The sequence below is a fragment of the Rhodopseudomonas sp. NSM genome, from assembly GCF_052445935.1.
GTDB lineage: Bacteria > Pseudomonadota > Alphaproteobacteria > Rhizobiales > Xanthobacteraceae > Rhodopseudomonas.
The window spans coordinates 324,455-343,891 of record NZ_JBQTCH010000006.1; the positions used below are offsets into that span (position 1 = coordinate 324,455).

Here is a 19,437-nt window from a genome sequence, read left to right on the forward strand (position 1 = left end):
CCGCCACCTCCCGTGCAGGCGCCCCCCGTGCCATGCTCGCCTGATTCCCGCGAATCAGGACCTCCATGCGCGTATTCACTGTTCCGCCCTCCGCGCCGCTTCTGCGCACGACGATCGCCGCGCTGGTTGACGGCGAACTGATCGAGGGTTTTGACGCGCGCGAAAAGCCCGAGCGCCTCGCCGAGGCGACGCTGTATCTGCCGACCCGCCGCGCCGGCCGGCTGGCGCGCAATATTTTCCTCGACGTGCTCGGCACCGACGCGGTGCTGCTGCCGCGGATCGTCGCGCTCGGCGACATCGACGAGGACGATCTGGCGTTTGCGCAGGCCGCCTCCGGCGCGGCCGACCTCGACATTCCGCCGGCGCTCGACGGCCTGCCGCGGCGCCTGCTGCTGGCGCAACTGATCGCCGCCTGGGCCAAGGGTCTGAAGCCCGGCGATCCGCAGCAATCGCCGCTGGTGGTCGGCGGCCCGGCCTCGACGCTCGCGCTCGCCGACGATCTGGCGCGGCTGATCGACGACATGGCGACGCGCGGCGTCGACTGGGCCGCGCTCGACACGCTGGTGCCGGAGGCGTTCGATCGTTACTGGCGGCTGACGCTGGATTTCCTGAAGATCGCCGGGCATTGGTGGCCGCAGCATCTGAAGGAAGACCATCGCATCGAACCGGCGGCGCGGCGCGATCTGTTGATCGAAGCCGAAGCTCGGCGGCTCGCCGCGGATCGCGGCGGGCCGGTGATCGCGGCGGGCTCGACCGGCTCGATGCCGGCGACCGCGCGGCTGTTGCACGCCATCGCCCGGTTGCCGCACGGCGCCGTGGTGCTGCCGGGGCTCGACACCGAGCTCGACGAAGCCGCGTGGCAGATGATCGGCGCCGTGCACGACAAGCAGGGCAAACTGATCTCGCCGCCGTCGCCGAACCATCCGCAATTCGCGATGCACGGCCTGCTGGCGCGAATGGGATTGGAGCGGCGCGACGTCCTTCGCCTCGGCAACGCCGAGCGTCACGGCCGCGAAGTGCTGGCCTCCGAGGCGATGCGGCCGTCGACCGCAACGGCGTCGTGGCACGACCGCCTTGCCGATCCGGCGATCGACAAATTGATCCGCGACGGCATCGACGGCGTGACGCTGATCGAGGCGCCGAATGCCGAGATCGAGGCGCTGGCGATCGCGGTGGCGCTGCGCGAGGCGCGCGAGCGCGGCCAGTCCGCCGCCCTGGTGACGCCGGACCGCGCGCTGGCGCGCCGCGTCGTCGCGGCACTCGGCCGATGGAATCTGCCGGTCGACGATTCCGGCGGCGATTCGCTGATGGATACGTCGGCCGGCATCTTCGCCCGGCTCGCCGCCGAAGTGGCGCTGCACGGCTGCGAGCCGGCGCCGCTGCTGGCGCTGCTCAAGCATCCGCTGCTGCGGCTCGGCCGCGCCGCTTATGGCTGGCGGTCCGCGATCGAGACGCTGGAACTGGCGCTGCTGCGCGGCACCCGGCCGGCCGCTGGCAGCGAGGGGCTGGCCAAGGAGTTCGCGCAGTATCGCACTGAGCTGACGAAGCTGAGGCGCAAGGAACTCAGCGCGCTGCATCGCTCCGAGCCGCGCGCGCGGCTCGGCGACGACGCGCTCGACGGTGCTGAGGCGTTGATTGCAGGGCTGCGCACGGCGCTGGCGCCATTGGAAACGCTGGGAGCGGAATCGATCGATCTGTGCGCCTTCGGCCATCGCCATCGCGACGTGTTGATTGCGCTGACGACCGACCACGATGAGGTCACGCAGGCGTTCGAGGGGCCGCAGGGTTCGGCTTTGCTGAAGGCGTTCGACGACCTCGCCGCGGTCGAGCCGCTGAGCGGCGTACCGGTGCCGCCGCACGACTATCCGGACGTGTTCGAGACCGCCTTCGGCGATCGAATCGTGCGCCGCCCCGAACTCGAAGGCGCGGGCTTGCGGATCTACGGCCCGCTCGAGGCGCGGCTGACGCAGCACGATCGCGTCGTTCTCGGTGGCCTCGTCGAAGGCGTCTGGCCGCCGGCGCCGCGGATCGATCCGTGGCTGTCGCGGCCGATGCGCCACGAACTCGGCCTCGATCTGCCGGAGCGCCGGATCGGCCTGTCGGCGCACGACTTCGCGCAGCTGCTCGGCGCCGGCGAAGTGATCCTCAGCCACGCCGCCAAGGTCGGCGGCGCGCCGGCGGTGGCGTCGCGATTCCTGCACCGGCTCGAAGCGGTCGCCGGCAAACAGCGCTGGAACGATATCAGGGTGCGGGGGCAGACGTACCTGGACTACGCGCTGGCGCTGGATCGGCCCGAAAAAATTGTACCGATCGCCCAGCCGGCGCCGAAGCCGCCGCGCGAGGCACGGCCGCTGAAACTGTCGGTCACCGCGATCGAGGACTGGCTGCGCGATCCCTACACGATCTTCGCCAAGTTCATTCTCGGCCTGTCGGCGATCGACCCGGTCGACATGCCGCTGTCGGCGGCGGATCGCGGCTCGGCGATTCACGGCGCGCTCGGCGAATTCACCGAGCGCTTCCCGGACGCGCTGCCGGACGATCCGGCTCAGGCGCTGCTCGCCATCGGCGAGACGCACTTCGCGCCGCTGATGGATCATCCAGAGGCCCGCGCGCTGTGGTGGCCGCGCTTCGCCCGGATCGCCGCATGGTTCGCGAATTGGGAGCAGGGGCGGCGCGCCGACGGGCGGCGCGTCGACGCCGAGCGCGACGGCAGCCTCTCGATCCCGCTCGACGGCGGCCGCAACTTCGTCCTGACCGCGCGCGCCGACCGGATCGAGCATCGCCCCGACGGCAGCTACGCGATCCTAGACTACAAGACCGGCAATCCACCCAGCAACAAGCAGGTGCGATTGGGACTGTCGCCGCAATTGACGCTGGAGGCCGCGATCCTGCGCGAAGGCGGCTTCGACGGCATCGACGCCGGCGCGTCGGTCGGCGAACTCACTTACGTCAAGCTCAGCGGCAACTCGCCGCCCGGCGACGAGCGCGTGCTGGAACTGAAAATCGAGCGCAAGGATGAGCCGCAGCATCCCGACGACGCCGCGACCGAAGCGCGTAGCAAGCTCGAAGCTTTGGTTCGGCGGTTCGACGACGAGGCGCAGCCCTATCACGCGCTGGTGCTGTCGATGTGGGCGCAGCGCTACGGCCGCTACGACGATCTGGCGCGGATCAAGGAATGGTCGGCCGCCGGCGGCGTCGGGGAGGAGCCGCGATGAGCGCGCCGCGCAGCATTCCCGATCAGGCGCGCGAGCGGCAGATCCTCGCCTCGGATCCGTCCGCCTCGGTGTTCGTCTCGGCCAATGCCGGCTCCGGCAAGACGCATGTTCTCGTGCAGCGCGTGATCCGGCTGCTGCTCGACGGCGTGCCGCCGGAGCGCATCCTGTGCATCACTTTCACCAAGGCCGCCGCCGCCAACATGGCCGAGCGCGTCTTCACCACGCTCGGCCGCTGGGTGACGCTCGACGACGCGGCGCTGGCGGCCGCGATCAAGGCGACTGGTATCAAGTCGGTCGGGCCGTCGCTGCTGGCGCAGGCGCGAAAACTGTTCGCCTGCGCACTGGAGACGCCGGGCGGGCTCAAGGTGCAGACCATCCACGCGCTGTGCACCCGGCTGCTGCAGCAGTTTCCGTTCGAGGCCAATGTGCCGGCGCGCTTCACCGTGCTGGACGATCGCGATCAGGCCGAATTGATGCAGCGCGCCAGTCTCGCGGTGCTGCTGCAGGCCGCCGCCGCGCCCGACAGTGCCGCGGGGCGCGCGCTGACGCTGGCGATGACCAGCGCGGCGGATATCACCTTCCGCGAGGTGGTGCAGGAAGCCTGCATGAGTCGCGACCGCTTCCTCGGCTGGATCGCTCAGGCCGGCGGCGTCGACGGCGCGATGGCGCAGCTATCGGTCACCCTCGGCGTCGCTGCCGATGATACATGCGACGACGTCGAGCGCGACATCGTCGACGGTCCGAACCTGCCGCGGTCGCAATGGGCGACGGCAGCAGCGATGTTCGAGCAGGGCAGCGCCAACGATCAGGCGCAGGCCAAGCGGTTGCGCGCGGCGATCGGATTGTCGGGCACCGCCCAGCTCGACAAATATTGCGAGCTGTTCTTCACCAAGGACAACGGGCTGCGCAAAAGCTTCGCGACCAAGAAGATCGCCGATGCTGCGCCCGGCCTGGTAGAGGATCTCAAGCGCGAAGGCGCCCGGCTCGAAGACCTGCTGGAGCGCCGCCGCGCGCTGCTGATGCGCGAGCGCACCCGCGCGCTGCTGGTGATCGCCTTCGACGTCGCCGAGCGGATCCGCCGCGAAAAGCAGGAGCGCGGGCTGCTCGATTATGATGATCTCATCGACAGGACGCTGCAGATGCTCGACAGCGGCGCGTCGAGCTGGGTGCATTTCAAGCTCGACCGCGGCGTCGATCACGTGCTGATCGACGAGGCGCAGGACACCAGCCCGAAGCAATGGGACATCGTCGCGCATCTGATCGCCGAATTCACCGCGGGCGAGGGCGCGCGCGAGGGCGTCAGGCGCACGGTGTTCGCGGTCGGCGACGAGAAGCAGTCGATCTTTTCGTTTCAGGGCGCGGTGCCGAAGGAGTTCGCCGAGCGGCGCGATCTGCTGCAGCGGCGCTTCCACGGCGCCGGGCTCGCCTTCGAGAAGGTCAGTTTCAACTACTCGTTCCGCTCCGGCGCCACCATCCTGCAATCGGTCGATCACGTGTTTCGCGATCCCGAGATCTATCGCAGCATCCACGCCGATGCGAGCTATCCGCTGCACGAGGCGCTGACCGACGCCGGCCCCAGCCTGATCGATCTGTGGCCGCTCGAAGTGCCGGACGAGCGGCAGGAGATCGAAGGCTGGCGCGCTCCGTTCGATGCGGTGTCGGAGACCAGCCCCGAGGTGCGGCTGGCCGACAAGGTACGGGCCGAGATCGCGTCGCTGATCGCCAGCGGCACGATGACGGGGCCGCGCGACGACCGTCGCCGGCTGCGGTTCGGCGACGTGCTGGTGCTGGTGCGCCGCCGCGGCTCGGCGTTCGATGCGGTGATACAAGCCTTGAAGCGCGGCGGCATTCCGGTCGCCGGCGCCGACCGGCTCAAGCTGACCGAGCATATCGCGATCATCGACCTGATGAATCTGGCCGATGCGCTGCTGCTGCCGCAGGACGATCTGGCGCTGGCGGTGGCGCTGAAGAGTCCGCTGTTCGGGCTCGACGACGACGATCTGTTCCGGCTGGCGTGGCGGCGCAAGGGCTCGCTGCGCGCCGCGCTGCGCGAACACGCGGCGGGCGATACCAAGCTGCAAGCCGCGCTGCATCGGCTCGACGCCTGCGCGGCGCGGGCGCAGGCCGAGACGCCGTTCGGCTTCTACGCCTGGCTGCTCGGCGGCGACGGCGGGCGCGCCCGCGTGCTCCGCCGGCTCGGCCCGGAGGCCAACGACGCGCTCGACGAGTTTCTCGAACTGGCGCTGAGCTTCGAGCAGAAGCAGGCGCCGTCGCTGCAGGGCTTCGTCGCCTGGCTGCGCGCCGCCGACACCGAGATCAAGCGCGACATGGAAATCTCGCGAGACGAAGTCCGCGTCATGACCGTGCACGGCGCCAAGGGGCTCGAAGCGCCGGTGGTGTTCCTGGTCGATACCACGTCGTCGCCGGCGGATAGCCAGCGGCTCAATCTGATTCGATTGCCCGGCGGCAATGCGCAGCCCGGCGCGCCGTCCGCGATGGTGTGGGCGGGTCGCAAGGCCAACGATCCCCGCGTGGTCGAGCAGGCGCGCGCCGCGATGATCAGCGAGACCGAGGACGAGTATCGCCGGCTGCTCTATGTGGCGATGACGCGCGCCGCCGACCGGCTGATCGTCGGCGGCTGCATGCCCGGCAATCGCAACGACGTCCGCGCAGAGTCCTGGTACGATCTGATCAGCAAGGGACTGGAGAATTCGGGTCTGGCGATGCGCGCGGTGCCGCCGCCGGACGGCGCGGTGAAGCGCTACTGCCGCCCCGAGGACGAGATCGCCGAAGCCGCCGCGCCCGAACCGCAGCCCGCTGCGTCGCCGCTGATGGTGCCGGACTGGCTGCGCAAAGCCGCGCCCGCGCTGCGCCCGACCGAAGGCCTGCTGCGGCCGTCCGATTCCGACGCGGCCGATCACCGCCGGCTGCGCCGCAGCGAGTCCGAGGCGCAACGCAAGCGCGCGCTGCAGCGTGGCACGCTGGTGCACCGGCTGCTGCAGTCGCTGCCCGATCTGCCGGCGAATGTTCGCGCCGACGCAGCCGGCCGCTTCCTGCTTCGCAATGCCGGGGATTGGACACTCGAGGACCGCGAAGCGCTCGCCGCAAGGGTGCTGCAGGTGATCAACGAGCCGCGTTTCGCCGCATTGTTCGCGTCGGGCAGCCGCGCGGAGGTGCCGATCGTCGGCCGGCTGCAGCGCCATGGCGAGCCGGTGGTGGTCTCCGGCCAGATCGACCGGCTGGTGGTGACCGACGCCGAGGTCCTGATCGTCGATTTCAAGACCAACCAGGCCCCGCCGGCGACGCTGGCCGAAACCCCGCCGGCCTATCTGCGCCAGCTGGCGCTGTATCGCGCGGTGCTGTCGCGGCTGTATCCACAGCGGCTCGTCAGGGCCGCCCTGCTGTGGACGGAAGCACCTGAAATCATGGAGATTTCAGCCTCTGCGCTGGACGCGGAGCTGGCCGCGTTGACGGTGGCGTGAGCGTGCTTGACCCCGCCCCGGCGCGTTCATAGGTTGAAATCATCATCCCGGCGCGATTCCCCAGCGCCTTCATCCGCTCTCACGAGGTTTTCCATGGCCGTAGGCAAGGTGTCAGACGCCGATTTCGAAGCTGAAGTTCTCCAGGCGCAGGGCCCCGTGGTGGTGGATTTCTGGGCCGAGTGGTGCGGCCCCTGCCGGATGATCGCGCCGGCGCTGGACGAGATTTCCGGCGCGATGGGCGACAAGGTCAAGATCGTGAAGCTCAATGTCGACGAGAGCCCGGTCACCGCGTCGAAATACGGCGTGATGTCGATCCCGACGCTGATGATCTTCAAGGGCGGCGAGATGGCCTCCCGCCAGGTCGGCGCCGCGCCCAAGGCCAAGCTGCAGCAGTGGATCAGCTCGGCGGTCTGAACTCTGACGCTCCATGAACGTTCTGAAACGGCCGGCATCCGCCGGCCGTTTTGCTTTTCCGGCCTCTCGTCATTGCGAGGAGCGCAGCGGCGAAGCAATCCAGCCCCGTGCTCGCCGCACTGGATTGCTTCGCCATGCTCGCAATGACGGGGATGGGGCGATTAGCAACCAGTGGGTTCATTTCGTGGCTGAGCGGAAATCATCCATCACCAAGACAGGCGCCGCGCCGATCGAGCCGATGGAGGCGCGTTCGGTCGATGCGATTCCGGCCGGCCCCGAATGGCAGTACGAGCCGAAGTGGGACGGCTTCCGCTGCCTGCTGTTGCGCAGCGGCGGCGACGTCGCGCTGTGGTCGAAATCCGGCGAGGACCTCACCCGCTACTTTCCCGAACTGGTCGGAGCGGCGCGAGCGCTGAAGGCGCAGCGCTACGTGCTCGACGGCGAGATCGTGGTGCCGATCGGGCGGGCGTTCTCGTTCGACGATCTGCTGCAGCGGCTGCATCCCGCCGCGAGCCGGGTCCGCAAGCTCGCCGCGGAGACGCCGGCCTTGCTGATCGTGTTCGACCTGCTCGCGACGCCGCGCGAGGCCGAGCTTGCCGCGCAGCCGCTGGCGAAGCGCCGCACCGCGCTGGAAGCCTTTGCCAAGGCGCAGTTCGAGAACCATCCGACATTCCGTCTGTCGCCGGTGACGACCAGCGACAGGCAGGCCGCGAAATGGCTGGTGCAGGCCGGCGGCGGCTCCGACGGTGTGATCGCCAAGCGGCGCGACCTGCCGTATCAGGCCGGCAATCGCGACGGCATGCAGAAGATCAAGAAATTCCGCAGCGCCGATTGCGTGATCGGCGGCTTCCGCTACGCCAGCGCGACGCTGAACGGCCGGCGCGTGGTCGGCTCGTTGTTACTCGGCCTCTATGACGAGGGCGGCCTGCTGCATCACGTCGGCTTCACCTCGGCGCTGAAGCGCGCCGACAAGCCGGCGCTGACCGACAAGCTCGAACAGCTTCCGGGCGAGGGCTTCACCGGCAGTGCGCCGGGCGGTCCGAGCCGCTGGTCCACCGAGCGCTCGGCGCAATGGCAGAAGCTGCAGCCGAAGCTCGTCGTTGAAATCTGTTACGACCACTTCAGCGGCGGCCGCTTCCGCCATGGCACCAGCCTGCTGCGCTGGCGTCCCGACAAGGCGCCGGCGCAATGCACGATGGATCAGCTCGCGCAGAAACGGATCGACCCGATGAAGCTGCTGAAGAGGTGACAAGAGCTTTCTGGCTCTCAGTCTCGTCCCGTTGCGGCCTCGGGACGCCTACCGACCTCGACGGAGGGTTTCGTAACGTCGTCCTGAGAGCCCGACCGAAAACGCAGGCCGCAAAATCAAGATCCTATCCTCGTCATTGCGAGCGAAGCAATCCACTGCGCCGAGCCCGACCTCGCTGGGCTCCTCAGGATGACGACCGAGCAAGTGCCACTAATTCGGCGGCGTGCCGTTGATACTCAGCACATGGCCGGCGAGATACAATGATCCGGTGATCAGGATACGCGGCGGCAGCTCGTAGGCAAGGCCGGCGATCCGCCGCAACGCGGCTTCGACGCCGTCGGCGAGTTCGACCCGAAGGCCGAGCGCGCGGCCGGAATCGGCGAGCGCTTCGGGCGACATCGCGCCGTCGCGGTCGGGGATCGGAACCGCGACGACGTGGCGCGTCAGTCCGGTGAAATTGGTGAGGAACGCGCCGGCATTCTTGTTGGCCATCATGCCGGCAATGATCACCAGCGGTCGCGACACCCGCTCCTCGAGATCGCCGAGCGCCGCCGCCGCGACACGGCCGCCGTCTTCATTGTGGCCGCCGTCGAGCCACAGCTCGCAGCCCTGCGGCGCGTCGTCGAGTAGTTTCCCCGTCGTCAGCCGCTGCATCCGCGCCGGCCACTCCGCCGCGAGCAGTCCGGCCTGATACGCGTCCTGATCGATGGCGAAGCGCTGCTGCGCCCGCAGCGTCGCGATCGCCAGCCCGGCATTGTCGATCTGATGCCGGCCGAACAGTTTTGGCGCGGTGAGATCCATCAGGCCGCGGTCGTCCTGATACGCGAGCCGGCCGTGCTCGAGTTCGACGTGCCATTGCTGGCCGCGCGCGTGCAGCGGCGCGCGCAGCCGCCTGGCTTCGTGTTCGATCACGTCCATCGCGTCGTCGGCTTGCTCGGCGACGATCACCGGCGCGCCGCGTCGGAGGATGCCGGCCTTCTCGGCGGCGATAGCGGCCAGCGTCGGCCCGAGAAATTCGGTGTGGTCGATGCCGATCGGCGTCAGCACGCAGGCGAGCGGATCGTCGATCACATTGGTGGCGTCGAGCCTTCCGCCGAGCCCGACTTCGAGCAGCACCACGTCGGCGGGATGCCGCGCGAACAGATACAACGCCGCTGCGGTCTCGATCTCGAACAGCGTGATCGGCGCGCCGGCGTTGATGCGCTCGCAATGCGCCAGCGCCTCGGCCAGTTCCTCGTCACTCACCAGCACGCCGCCACCCGGCCGTCCGAGCCTGATGGTCTCGTTGACGCGCACCAGATGCGGCGAGGTGTAGGCGTGCACGCTCAGCCCCGAAGCTTCGAGAATGGCGCGGAGGAAGGCGAGGGTGGAGCCTTTGCCGTTGGTGCCGGCGATATGGATCACCGGCGGCAGCTTGCGTTCGGGGTGATCCAGCACCGCCAGCAGCCGCTCGATCCGGTCGAGCGTCAGGTCGATCCGCGCGGGATGCAGCTGCGCGAGGCGCGCGCGGAGTTCGCCGACCGTCGCAGGCGGGTTCGGGGCGGAGGTCGCTGCGCTCACGCCTGCGGCGCGGCCGGCGGCGGCGCCGGCTCGGATGGCGTCGCCACGATCTCGGTTGCGACCGCGGCTTCGATATCCTGGGCCGCGTCCTCGACCGCGGCCAGTTCTTCGGCCGCGGGCAGCGGCGTCTTGGTCAGGATCCGGCACAGCCGCGCTAGCGTCGGGCGCAGCTCGTGGCGGTGCACCACCATGTCGACCATGCCGTGGTCGCGCAGATATTCGGCGCGCTGGAAGCCGTCCGGCAGCTTTTCACGGATGGTCTGTTCGATCACGCGGGCGCCGGCGAAGCCGATCAGCGCGCCGGGCTCGGCGAGCTGGATGTCGCCCAGCATCGCGTAGGAGGCGGTGACGCCGCCGGTGGTCGGGTTGGTCAGCACCACGATATAGGGCAGCCCGGCCTCGCGCAGCATCTGCACCGCGACGGTGGTGCGCGGCATCTGCATCAGCGACAGGATGCCTTCCTGCATCCGGGCGCCGCCGGAGGCTGCGAACATGATGAAGGGCGCGTGCTTCTCGACCGCGAGCTCGAGCCCGCGGATGATCGCCTCGCCGGCCGCCATGCCGAGCGAGCCGCCCATGAAGTCGAAATCCTGCACCGCGGCGACGACGCCGAGGCCTTCGAGCTTGCCGAAGCCGACCTTCACCGCGTCATGGGCGCCGGTCTTGGCGCGGGCGTCCTTGATGCGGTCGACATATTTGCGCTCGTCGCGGAATTTCAGCGGGTCGGCGGTCACTTCCGGCAGCGCGACGTCGTACCAGGTCTCGTTGTCGAACACCGACCGCAGCCGCGCCATCGCGCCCATGCGCATGTGATAGTTCGAGCCGGGGATCACGAACTGGTTCTGCTCGACGTCCTTGTAGAACACCAGTTGCCCGGTATCCGGACATTTGATCCAGAGATTCTCCGGCGTTTCGCGCCGCAGGATGTTGCGGATCTTCGGACGGACGACGTTGGTCAGCCAGTTCATGATGGTCTCCGCGTCGCCCCCGGAAGGGCGTCGCCAGGTTCATTGCACTGTCGGGATATGGCGGCGGACAACGGCTCCGTCCAGACCATGGCCCGAATTGATGACTGCCTATTCCGCAGCCTGTTTGGCGCCGCGCACGCCGGCCGCAAGCGCCGCGACCAGGTCCGCCACCGCCCCGACGGTCGCCTTGGTGGCGCGGTTGTCGGCGTCGAGGCTGTTCTGCAGCGCGTCGATCAGCGCCGATCCGACCACCGCGCCGTCGGCCTGTGCGGCGATCGCGCGCGCCCCCTCGGGGGTGCGGATGCCGAAGCCGACGCAGACCGGCAGGTCGGTGTGGCGCTTGATCCGGGCCACCGCGTCGCCGACCGCGGCCGTATCCGCCGAGGCCGATCCGGTGATGCCGGTGATCGAGACGTAATAGACGAAGCCCGAGGTGTTGGCGAGCACCGCCGGCAACCGCTTTTCGTCGGTGGTGGGCGTCGCCAGCCGGATGAAATTCAGCCCGGCCTTCATCGCCGGCAGGCACAATTCGGAATCTTCCTCCGGCGGCAAGTCGACGATGATCAACCCGTCGACGCCGGCCTTCCTGGCGTCGGCGAGAAACGCGTCGACGCCGTAGATGTAGATCGGATTGTAGTAGCCCATCAGCACGATCGGCGTGGCGTCGTCGTGCTTGCGGAAGTCGCCGACCAGGTCGAGCGTCTTGTGCAGCGTGGCGCCGGCGTGCAGCGCGCGCAGCCCCGCCGCCTGGATCGCCGGTCCGTCGGCCATCGGGTCGGTGAACGGCATGCCGATCTCGATGATATCCGCGCCGGCGGCCGGCAGCGCCTCGAGGATCTGCAGCGAGGTCGCGAGGTCGGGATCGCCCGCCATCACGAAGGTGACGAAGGCCGGGCGGCCTTCGCGCTTGAGCTGGGCGAAGCGGGTGTCGATACGCGTGGTCATCAGAACTGGCCCCCGAGATGTTCGGCGACGGAGGCGAGATCCTTGTCGCCGCGGCCCGACATGTTGAGCACCATCACATGATCCTTCGGCAGGATCGGCGCGAGCTCGGCGACCTTGGCAAGGGCGTGCGCCGGCTCCAGCGCCGGGATGATGCCCTCGAGCCGGCAGCACAGCTTGAAGGCGTCGAGCGCCTCGGTGTCGGTGGCCGACAGGAAGTTGACGCGGCCGACGTCGTGCAGCCAGGCGTGTTCGGGGCCGATGCCCGGATAGTCGAGGCCGGCCGAGATCGAGTGCGCTTCCTGGATCTGGCCGTCGGTGTCCATCAGCAGATAGGTGCGGTTGCCGTGCAGCACGCCGGGCTTGCCGCCGGCGATCGACGCCGCATGCAGTTTGCCGAGGCCGTGACCCGCGGCCTCGACGCCGTAGATCGCGACGCCGGCATCGTCGAGGAAGGGATGAAACAGCCCCATCGCGTTGGAGCCGCCGCCGATGCAGGCGATCAGCGAATCCGGCAGCCGGCCTTCGGCTTCCATGATCTGCTCGCGCACCTCCTGGCCGATCACCGCCTGGAAGTCCCGCACCATCATCGGATAGGGATGCGGGCCTGCGACGGTGCCGATGCAATAGAACGTGTCGTGGACGTTGGTGACCCAGTCGCGCAGCGCCTCGTTCATCGCGTCCTTGAGCGTGGCGGCGCCGGACGTCACCGGGCGGACTTCGGCGCCGAGCGCCTTCATCCGCAGCACGTTGGGCTGCTGCCGGTCGACGTCGACCGCGCCCATATAGACCACGCATTGCAGGCCGAATTTCGCGCACATCGTCGCGGTGGCGACGCCGTGCATGCCGGCGCCGGTTTCGGCGATGATCCGCGGCTTGCCCATCCGCCGCGCCAGCATGATCTGGCCGAGCACGTTGTTCACCTTGTGGGCGCCGGTGTGGTTGAGGTCCTCGCGCTTGAAGTAGATCTTGGCGCCGCCGAAATGCTCGGTCAGCCGTTCGGCGAAATACAGCGGCGAGGGCCGGCCGACATAGTGCTTGAGATAGCCGTCCATCTCGGCGCGAAACGCCGGATCGTCCTTGGCTTCCGCATAGGCCTTCTCGAGCGCAAGGATCAGCGGCATCAGCGTCTCGGCGACGAAGCGGCCGCCGAAGATGCCGAAATGCCCGCGCTCGTCGGGACCGGATCGGAATGAATTCGGCAGGATCTGATTCATATCAGGCCATCGTCTCTTCGTTGGCGCGCGCAGCGCGGATGAAGCTTCGGATCAATTCGGGGTCTTTGACACCGGGCGCAATCTCGACGCCCGACGACACATCGACGCCGCCGGCGCGGGTCACCCGCAACGCCTCGGCGACATTGCCGGGCGTGATGCCGCCGGACACCATGAACGGCACCGGCAGCGCGAGGCCGCTCAGCAGGTCCCAGTCGAACGGGACGCCGAGCCCGCCGGGGCGGGTAGCGTCCTTCGGCGGCCGCGCATCGAACAGGATGCGGTCGCTTGCTGCGACGTAAGCGGGCAGCGCCGCGAGATCGTCGGCGGTCGCCACCGCGACGGCCTTCATCACCGGCAGCCCGAAGCTGTGTTTGATCGCGCGAATCCGCTCCGGGCTCTCCTTGCCGTGGAGTTGCAGCAGATCGGGCTTGAGGATCTCGACGATGTCGCGGATCAGCGCGTCGCTGGCGTCGACCGTCAGCGCGACTTTCGCTGCGCGGTCGCCGACCTGGCTGCCGAGGTCGCGCGCGAGGTCGAACCCGACATGGCGCGGCGAGGCGGGAAAGAACACGAAGCCGACCATGTCGGCGCCGGCCGCGACCGCCGCTTCGAGCGTGTCGCAGGTCGACAGGCCGCAGATTTTGACGACGACGGACATGGGTTCGCGATCGGGTTTCGGCCGGCGGCAGGGAGGCCGGCTGCTCGACGGAGTTCTACAGCGCCGCGCTGGCCTTGTCGCGCCTGCCGGTCGCGGAACCCTGTTCCAGCAGCAGCCGCTTCGGTTCGCTCTGCGCCGGGGTGACGATGCTGGCGCGCAAATTCGCGAGCTCTGCCCTGGCCTCGATCGCCTCGGCCTGATGCCGCCGTGCCGCGCGGCGCCAATGCCGCTGCCGGAACCAGGTAGCGATGCCGCCGGCGATCACGCCGAGGATCGCCACGCCGATGATCAGGACGAACAACGGCATCTGCACGGTGCCGATCGGATCGCTGACATCCAGCGGATCGAACGACACCGTGACGAGATGGCGGTTGGCGACCGCGAAGACGATGAAAATCAGTCCGAGCGGGATCAGCACCAGGGCCGTCAGGAATTTCTGCATGTCGTTCTCGCTCGCCTTGCCCAGCAAACGGGCGTCGCGTCACGCGCCGGTATCAGTATTTCCGGTGTCGCGATTCAGCCGTTCGCGCATTTCCTTGCCGGTCTTGAAAAACGGCACGCTCTTCTGGTCGACCGGAACATGCGCGCCGGTGCGCGGATTGCGGCCGGCCCGCGCGGGCCGATGCTTCACCGAAAACGCGCCGAAGCCGCGCAGCTCCACCCGATCGCCGCGCGCCAGCGCGTCGACGATCTCATCGAGGATCGCGTTGACGATGTTCTCGACGTCCCGCTGGTAAAGGTGCGGGTTGTGCTCGGCGATACGCTGAACGAGTTCGGATTTGATCATCGAGGATGTGGTCCGTGCGTGCGGACCGCCATTTCCTTGAAAATACTGTGAACTGTCAAGACGCTAAATCAAATGAGGCGGGCTGGACAATGCCGTCCGGCGGTGCTTGCGAGCGCGTCGCGCGCGGTCGAGCAGAGAAGGCCGCGCGACGCGTGCCCGGAACCGCGGTCAGCGGCTGCTACCCGGCACCCACAAGGCGAGCATGCCGTCGAGGCCGAGATGCATCGCGCCGGACTGCTCGATCTGTCGCGCGATCGGGCCGAGGCCGAGCGCATCGAGCGTGACCGATGCCGCGGCCCGCAGGAACGTCAGGTCGCCGAATTGCGGCGCCAGCTTGAAGTCGCGCACCGGCAGGCCGCTCTTGACCTTCTTCTCGGTCTCCAGCCAAGCCACCGCGGTCTTCTCGTCGCCGAGCTGATCGATCAGCTTCAGGCCGACCGCCTGCCGGCCGGTGAAGACGCGGCCGTCGGCGACGATGCCGAGCTGATTGTCGTCCATGGCGCGGCGCTGCTTCACCAGATCGCGAAACCACGCATAGGAATCCCGCACCAGCGATTCCAGCGCGGCGCGTGCCTCGGGGCTGGTCGGCTCGAAGCCGTTCGGCGCGGCCTTCAGCGGAGACGACTTCACCTCCTCGACCTTGACGCCGACCGTCTTCATCAGTTCGGAGACATTCGGATATTGAAACAGCACGCCGATCGAGCCGACCAGCGAACTCTGCTGGGCGATGATGTGATCGGAGGCGAGCGCGGCGATGTAGCCGCCCGACGCGGCCAGGCCCTCGACCACCACCACCATCGGCTTCTTGGCCTTGAGCCGCATCAGCGCGGTGTAGAGTTCTTCCGATCCGGCGGTGGTACCGCCCGGCGAATTGATGTGGACGATCACCGCGGCGCTGTTCGATTTCGCCAGCCGCTCCAGCGCCTCGACCCGTTCGGAGTTGCTGCGGATCAGCCCGTCGATCTTGATCCGCGCGATCGAGCCGGAGGTCGTCAGCACGCTGCGCCCCGCCGGCGAGGCCATCGCGCCGATCGCGATCACGGCGCCGATCGCGACCAGCACCGCGGCGACCCGCCAGAACGTCAGCTTGCGGCGAATGCGGCGGCGATCGACGATCACATCGGAATCAAGCGACATGGAGATTCTCCGGCGAAATACTATTCACGGTTTTCAAAGGGGATCGTTGATTTCCCGTGACGGGATTACATCAATTGCGCCCCAATATGAAGAAAACAAGGTGCAGGCGACGGTACGCCGCGGTGACTGCGCGTGACCTTTGCTTCGTCATGGCCGGGCTTGTCCCGGCCATCTACGATCTTTCTGTCGCGGAGTCCGTAAAGTCGTGGATGCCCGGGACGAGCCCGGGCATGACGGCGTGGTGTTTGGCTGCGGGGCGAGACAAACAAAAAGGGCCCCGGCGATGCCGGAGCCCTGATGTTGGTCGGCGGTAAGCCTGAGCTTACTTGTCGCGCTGCTTGAGCGCGGTGCCGAGAATGTCGCCCAGCGTCGCGCCCGAATCGGACGAGCCGTACTGCGCGATGGCTTCCTTCTCTTCCGCGACTTCCAGCGCCTTGATCGACACCTGGACCTTGCGGGCCTTCTTGTCGAACTGGATCACGCGGGCGTCGACCTTCTCACCGACCGCGAAGCGGTCGCTGCGCTGATCGTTGCGGTCGCGCGCCAGTTCCGAGCGCTTGATGAAGGTGGCGAAGTCGGTGCCGACGATCTGCACGTCGATGCCCGATTCCTTCACTTCCAGCACTTCGCAGGTCACGATCGCGCCCTTCTTGACGTCGCCCGGCTCGGCGAAGGGGTCGCCTTCGAGCTGCTTGACGCCGAGCGAGATCCGCTCCTTCTCGACATCGACGTCGAGGACGATGGCCTTGACCATGTCGCCCTTCTTGAAGTTGTCGATCACCTGCTCGCCCGGCTGCTTCCAGTCGAGGTCCGACAGATGCACCATGCCGTCGACGTCGCCGTCGAGGCCCAAGAACAACCCGAACTCGGTCTTGTTCTTGACTTCGCCTTCGACGGTCGAGCCGACCGGATACTTCTCGACGAACACTTCCCACGGGTTGCGCATCGTCTGCTTGAGGCCGAGCGAAATCCGGCGCTTGACCGAATCCACCTCGAGCACCTGCACTTCGACTTCCTGCGAGGTCGAAACGATCTTGCCGGGGTGCATGTTCTTCTTCGTCCACGACATCTCGGAGACGTGGATCAGGCCTTCGATACCCGGCTCGAGCTCGACGAACGCGCCGTAGTCGGTGATGTTGGTGACGCGGCCGGTGAAGCGCGCGTTCAGCGGGTACTTGGCCTCGATGCCCTGCCACGGATCGTCCAGCAGCTGCTTCATGCCGAGCGAGATGCGGTGGGTCTCGTGGTTGATCTTGATGATCTTGACCTTGACGGTCTGGCCGATCGTCAGGACTTCGGTCGGGTGGTTGACGCGACGCCATGCGATGTCGGTCACGTGCAGCAGGCCGTCGATGCCGCCGAGGTCGACGAACGCACCGTAATCGGTGATGTTCTTGACCACGCCGTCGATCACCTGACCCTCTTCGAGGTTCTGCACCAGCTCCTGGCGCTGCTCGGCGCGGGTCTCTTCGAGAACCGTGCGGCGCGACACCACGATGTTGCCGCGGCGGCGGTCCATCTTGAGGATCTGGAACGGCTGCGAGTTGTTCATCAGCGGCGCGACGTCGCGGATCGGACGGATGTCGACCTGCGAGCGCGGCAGGAACGCCACGGCGCCGTCGAGGTCGACCGTGAAGCCGCCCTTGACCTGGTTGAAGATGACGCCGAACACCTTCTCGTTGCCCTGGAAGGCCTTCTCGAGCTTGCCCCAGCTCTCTTCGCGGCGCGCTTTGTCGCGCGACAGAACGGCTTCGCCGAGGGCGTTCTCGATCCGGTCGAGGAACACTTCGACGGTGTCGCCGACCTTCAATTCGCTTTCACGGCCGGGTCCTGCGAATTCACGCAGCGCCACGCGGCCTTCGGTCTTCAGGCCGACGTCGATGACGGCCATGTCCTTTTCGATCGCGACGACGATGCCCTTGATGACGGAGCTTTCCTGCAGATTGCCACCCGCAAAGGACTCGTCGAGCATCGCGGCGAAATCGTCGCGGGTCGGATTGTAAGTATCAGTCGAAGCCATTTGTTCTCCAGATGCGGATGTCGCCGGCAGTTCGGTTGAGGGACGTCTCGCGCGCGCAGTGTCAGGGGTCCGCGAACCTGACGACCGCCCTGCAAATCATTGCAGAGCGGGCCGGCAGCATGCCTGCACGGTCGAGCCGTTGATCCGAAGCATCGGATCGAGAAGCTGTCATTCCAAGAAACGCGGGGCGCAGAACGAGAACGACAGGCCTAATCGGGCCTGGGCGTTGTGCGTTCGACCATCTGTACAGAACCGTGGAGCGGGCGTTCCTCCAATGACGGCGTCGGTTTGGTCCTCAGACCCGACGCCGGCCCGCTCGAACGGCCTCGACAATAGCGATGGCGGCCCGGACGCCGCCTTCTATATCCAAATTGGAATTATCGAGCAAGACCGCATCCGGCGCTTGCTTCAGCGGCGCTGCGCTGCGGTTTCGGTCGCGTTCGTCGCGCTTGAGGATGTCGGCCAGGATCACCGCCTCGTCGGCCGGCTCGCCGCGGGCCTGCGCCTCGAGCGTCCGGCGCAAGGCGCGCACCTTCGGGTCGGCGACGACGAAGATCTTCACGTCGGCGTCCGGGCAGATCACGGTTCCGATGTCGCGGCCGTCGAGCACCGCGCCCGGCGGTTCGGCGGCGAATTGCCGCTGGAAGCCGACCAGCACCTCGCGGACCTTTGGATAGGCCGAAATCACCGAGGCGGCGTCGCCGACGGCCTGGCTCTTCAGCGCCGGGTCGCCGAAAATGCCCGGATCGAGCCCGCGCGCGGCGGCGACGGCCTGGGCCTCGTCGCTCAGATCGGCGCCGCCGTCGAGCAACACCTTGGCGACGGCACGGTAGATCACCCCGGTGTCGAGGTGCCGAAAGCCGTAATGAGCGGCGAGCCGCTTGCCGAGCGTGCCCTTGCCGGAGGCGGCCGGTCCGTCGATGGCGATGATCATGCGGTCTTCAGCTTTCCAGTCGGTCCCGGCGCGGAGCAGCGCGGCTGCTCTTCAACACGGCGGATAGAGGGATTTCAAGCGGCGCGGTTTGCAGCTTGCCGCCGGCCGATATAAACCCGCGAGCCGCGGAAATCAGCCCTGCGCGCCGCGACATGATTTGCCCGGACAATCCTCGGTATGGCCACTCCTGCTTTCGTCAAACGCATCCTGAGGAGCGACGCATTCCAGTGGGCGGCGGTGATTCCGGCCGCGGCCTATTTGCAGGTCGTGATCTGGACCGGCCGGTTCGATCGCACGCCGTTTCCGATTGCGGAGCCATATATCCTGGCGATGTGGCACGGACGGCTGAACACGCTGCCGATGCTGCGCAATGGCGGCAAACCCCTGATCGCGCTGATCAGCGGTCACCGCGACGGCCAGATCATCAGCAAGGCCGGCGCCCTGTACGGGATCCAGACCGCGGTCGGGTCGAGTTCCAAGGGCGGCATGCGGGCGGCGCGCGAGATGCTGCGGCTGGCGCGCGACGGCCACAGCCTGTTCGTGACGCCCGATGGTCCGCGCGGCCCGCGCATGCACATCAACAATGACGGCATTCTCGACCTCGCAAGGCTCACCGGCCTGCCGATCCTGCCGGCCGCGGTCAGCCTGCAGCGCGGCAAGCTGCTGCGAAGCTGGGACCGGCTGCTGCTGCCGGGCCTGTTCTCGAAGGTCGCGATCCGGTTCGGCGAACCGATCATCGTCGATGCGGATGCCGATCGCGCAGAGATCCGGGCGCGGCTGTCGGCCTCGCTGACCGCCGCGCAGCAGGAGACCGACCGGCTGGTCGGCCGCGTGCCGGTCGAGCCGGCATGAGG

15 protein-coding genes are annotated in these 19,437 nt (G+C 67.8%); 5 read left to right on the forward strand and 10 right to left on the reverse strand.

The window, feature by feature from the left end; translation table 11 throughout:
* The first annotated feature begins 65 nt into the window (after window positions 1–65).
* The 4 genes from addB (at window position 66) to ACTZWT_RS17360 (ending at window position 8,360) form a co-directional block, all read left to right on the forward strand.
* Window positions 66–3,215, forward strand: a complete 3,150-nt coding sequence (addB, locus tag ACTZWT_RS17345; protein ID WP_444770914.1) for a double-strand break repair protein AddB — start codon at window positions 66–68, stop codon at window positions 3,213–3,215.
* Window positions 3,212–6,697, forward strand: a complete 3,486-nt coding sequence (addA, locus tag ACTZWT_RS17350; RefSeq protein WP_444770915.1) for a double-strand break repair helicase AddA — start codon at window positions 3,212–3,214, stop codon at window positions 6,695–6,697. Before addB ends, addA begins: the two co-directional genes overlap by 4 nt.
* A 93-nt stretch (window positions 6,698–6,790) precedes the next feature.
* On the forward strand, window positions 6,791–7,111 hold the full coding sequence (gene trxA / locus ACTZWT_RS17355) for a thioredoxin (RefSeq protein ID WP_444770916.1): 321 nt from the start codon (window positions 6,791–6,793) through the stop codon (window positions 7,109–7,111).
* 184 nt (window positions 7,112–7,295) lie between these two features.
* Window positions 7,296–8,360 carry an ATP-dependent DNA ligase gene (locus tag ACTZWT_RS17360; protein WP_444770917.1) on the forward strand — a complete coding sequence of 355 codons (1,065 nt, stop codon included), beginning with the start codon at window positions 7,296–7,298 and terminating at the stop codon, window positions 8,358–8,360.
* Window positions 8,361–8,570: 210 nt separating this feature from the next.
* Here the strand turns inward: ACTZWT_RS17360 and ACTZWT_RS17365 are convergent, their stop codons facing one another.
* The 10 genes from ACTZWT_RS17365 to cmk all read right to left on the reverse strand — a co-directional run bounded on the left by ACTZWT_RS17365 (window position 8,571) and on the right by cmk (window position 18,583).
* Window positions 8,571–9,920: a bifunctional folylpolyglutamate synthase/dihydrofolate synthase gene (locus tag ACTZWT_RS17365; protein WP_444770918.1), complete on the reverse strand. Its 1,350-nt coding sequence runs from the start codon at window positions 9,918–9,920 to the stop codon at window positions 8,571–8,573.
* Window positions 9,917–10,888 (reverse strand): acetyl-CoA carboxylase, carboxyltransferase subunit beta, encoded by a 972-nt coding sequence (accD, locus tag ACTZWT_RS17370; protein WP_444770919.1) that lies wholly within the window; start codon window positions 10,886–10,888, stop codon window positions 9,917–9,919. Before accD ends, ACTZWT_RS17365 begins: the two co-directional genes overlap by 4 nt.
* A 108-nt stretch (window positions 10,889–10,996) precedes the next feature.
* Window positions 10,997–11,833 carry a tryptophan synthase subunit alpha gene (trpA, locus tag ACTZWT_RS17375; RefSeq protein WP_444770920.1) on the reverse strand — a complete coding sequence of 279 codons (837 nt, stop codon included), beginning with the start codon at window positions 11,831–11,833 and terminating at the stop codon, window positions 10,997–10,999.
* On the reverse strand, window positions 11,833–13,047 hold the full coding sequence (gene trpB / locus ACTZWT_RS17380) for a tryptophan synthase subunit beta (RefSeq protein WP_444770921.1): 1,215 nt from the start codon (window positions 13,045–13,047) through the stop codon (window positions 11,833–11,835). Before trpB ends, trpA begins: the two co-directional genes overlap by 1 nt.
* A 1-nt stretch (window position 13,048) precedes the next feature.
* A complete protein-coding gene (locus ACTZWT_RS17385; protein WP_444770922.1) occupies window positions 13,049–13,705 on the reverse strand; it encodes a phosphoribosylanthranilate isomerase in 657 nt (218 codons plus the stop codon).
* A gap of 55 nt (window positions 13,706–13,760) precedes the next feature.
* Window positions 13,761–14,147 carry a lipopolysaccharide assembly protein LapA domain-containing protein gene (locus ACTZWT_RS17390; RefSeq protein WP_444770923.1) on the reverse strand — a complete coding sequence of 129 codons (387 nt, stop codon included), beginning with the start codon at window positions 14,145–14,147 and terminating at the stop codon, window positions 13,761–13,763.
* 39 nt (window positions 14,148–14,186) lie between these two features.
* Window positions 14,187–14,492, reverse strand: coding sequence for an integration host factor subunit beta (locus ACTZWT_RS17395; protein WP_444770924.1), 306 nt, complete (start codon window positions 14,490–14,492; stop codon window positions 14,187–14,189).
* A gap of 168 nt (window positions 14,493–14,660) precedes the next feature.
* The gene (gene sppA / locus ACTZWT_RS17400; RefSeq protein WP_444770925.1) at window positions 14,661–15,629 is read right to left on the reverse strand and encodes a signal peptide peptidase SppA; all 969 of its coding nucleotides are present in this window, start codon (window positions 15,627–15,629) and stop codon (window positions 14,661–14,663) included.
* Window positions 15,630–15,951: 322 nt separating this feature from the next.
* Window positions 15,952–17,649, reverse strand: a complete 1,698-nt coding sequence (gene rpsA, locus ACTZWT_RS17405) for a 30S ribosomal protein S1 (protein ID WP_322514743.1) — start codon at window positions 17,647–17,649, stop codon at window positions 15,952–15,954.
* Window positions 17,650–17,944: 295 nt separating this feature from the next.
* The gene (cmk, locus tag ACTZWT_RS17410; RefSeq protein ID WP_444770926.1) at window positions 17,945–18,583 is read right to left on the reverse strand and encodes a (d)CMP kinase; all 639 of its coding nucleotides are present in this window, start codon (window positions 18,581–18,583) and stop codon (window positions 17,945–17,947) included.
* 177 nt (window positions 18,584–18,760) lie between these two features.
* On the opposite strand from cmk, the gene ACTZWT_RS17415 reads away from it, so the two are divergent.
* On the forward strand, window positions 18,761–19,435 hold the full coding sequence (locus ACTZWT_RS17415) for a lysophospholipid acyltransferase family protein (protein ID WP_444770927.1): 675 nt from the start codon (window positions 18,761–18,763) through the stop codon (window positions 19,433–19,435).
* Window positions 19,436–19,437: the final 2 nt, after the last annotated feature.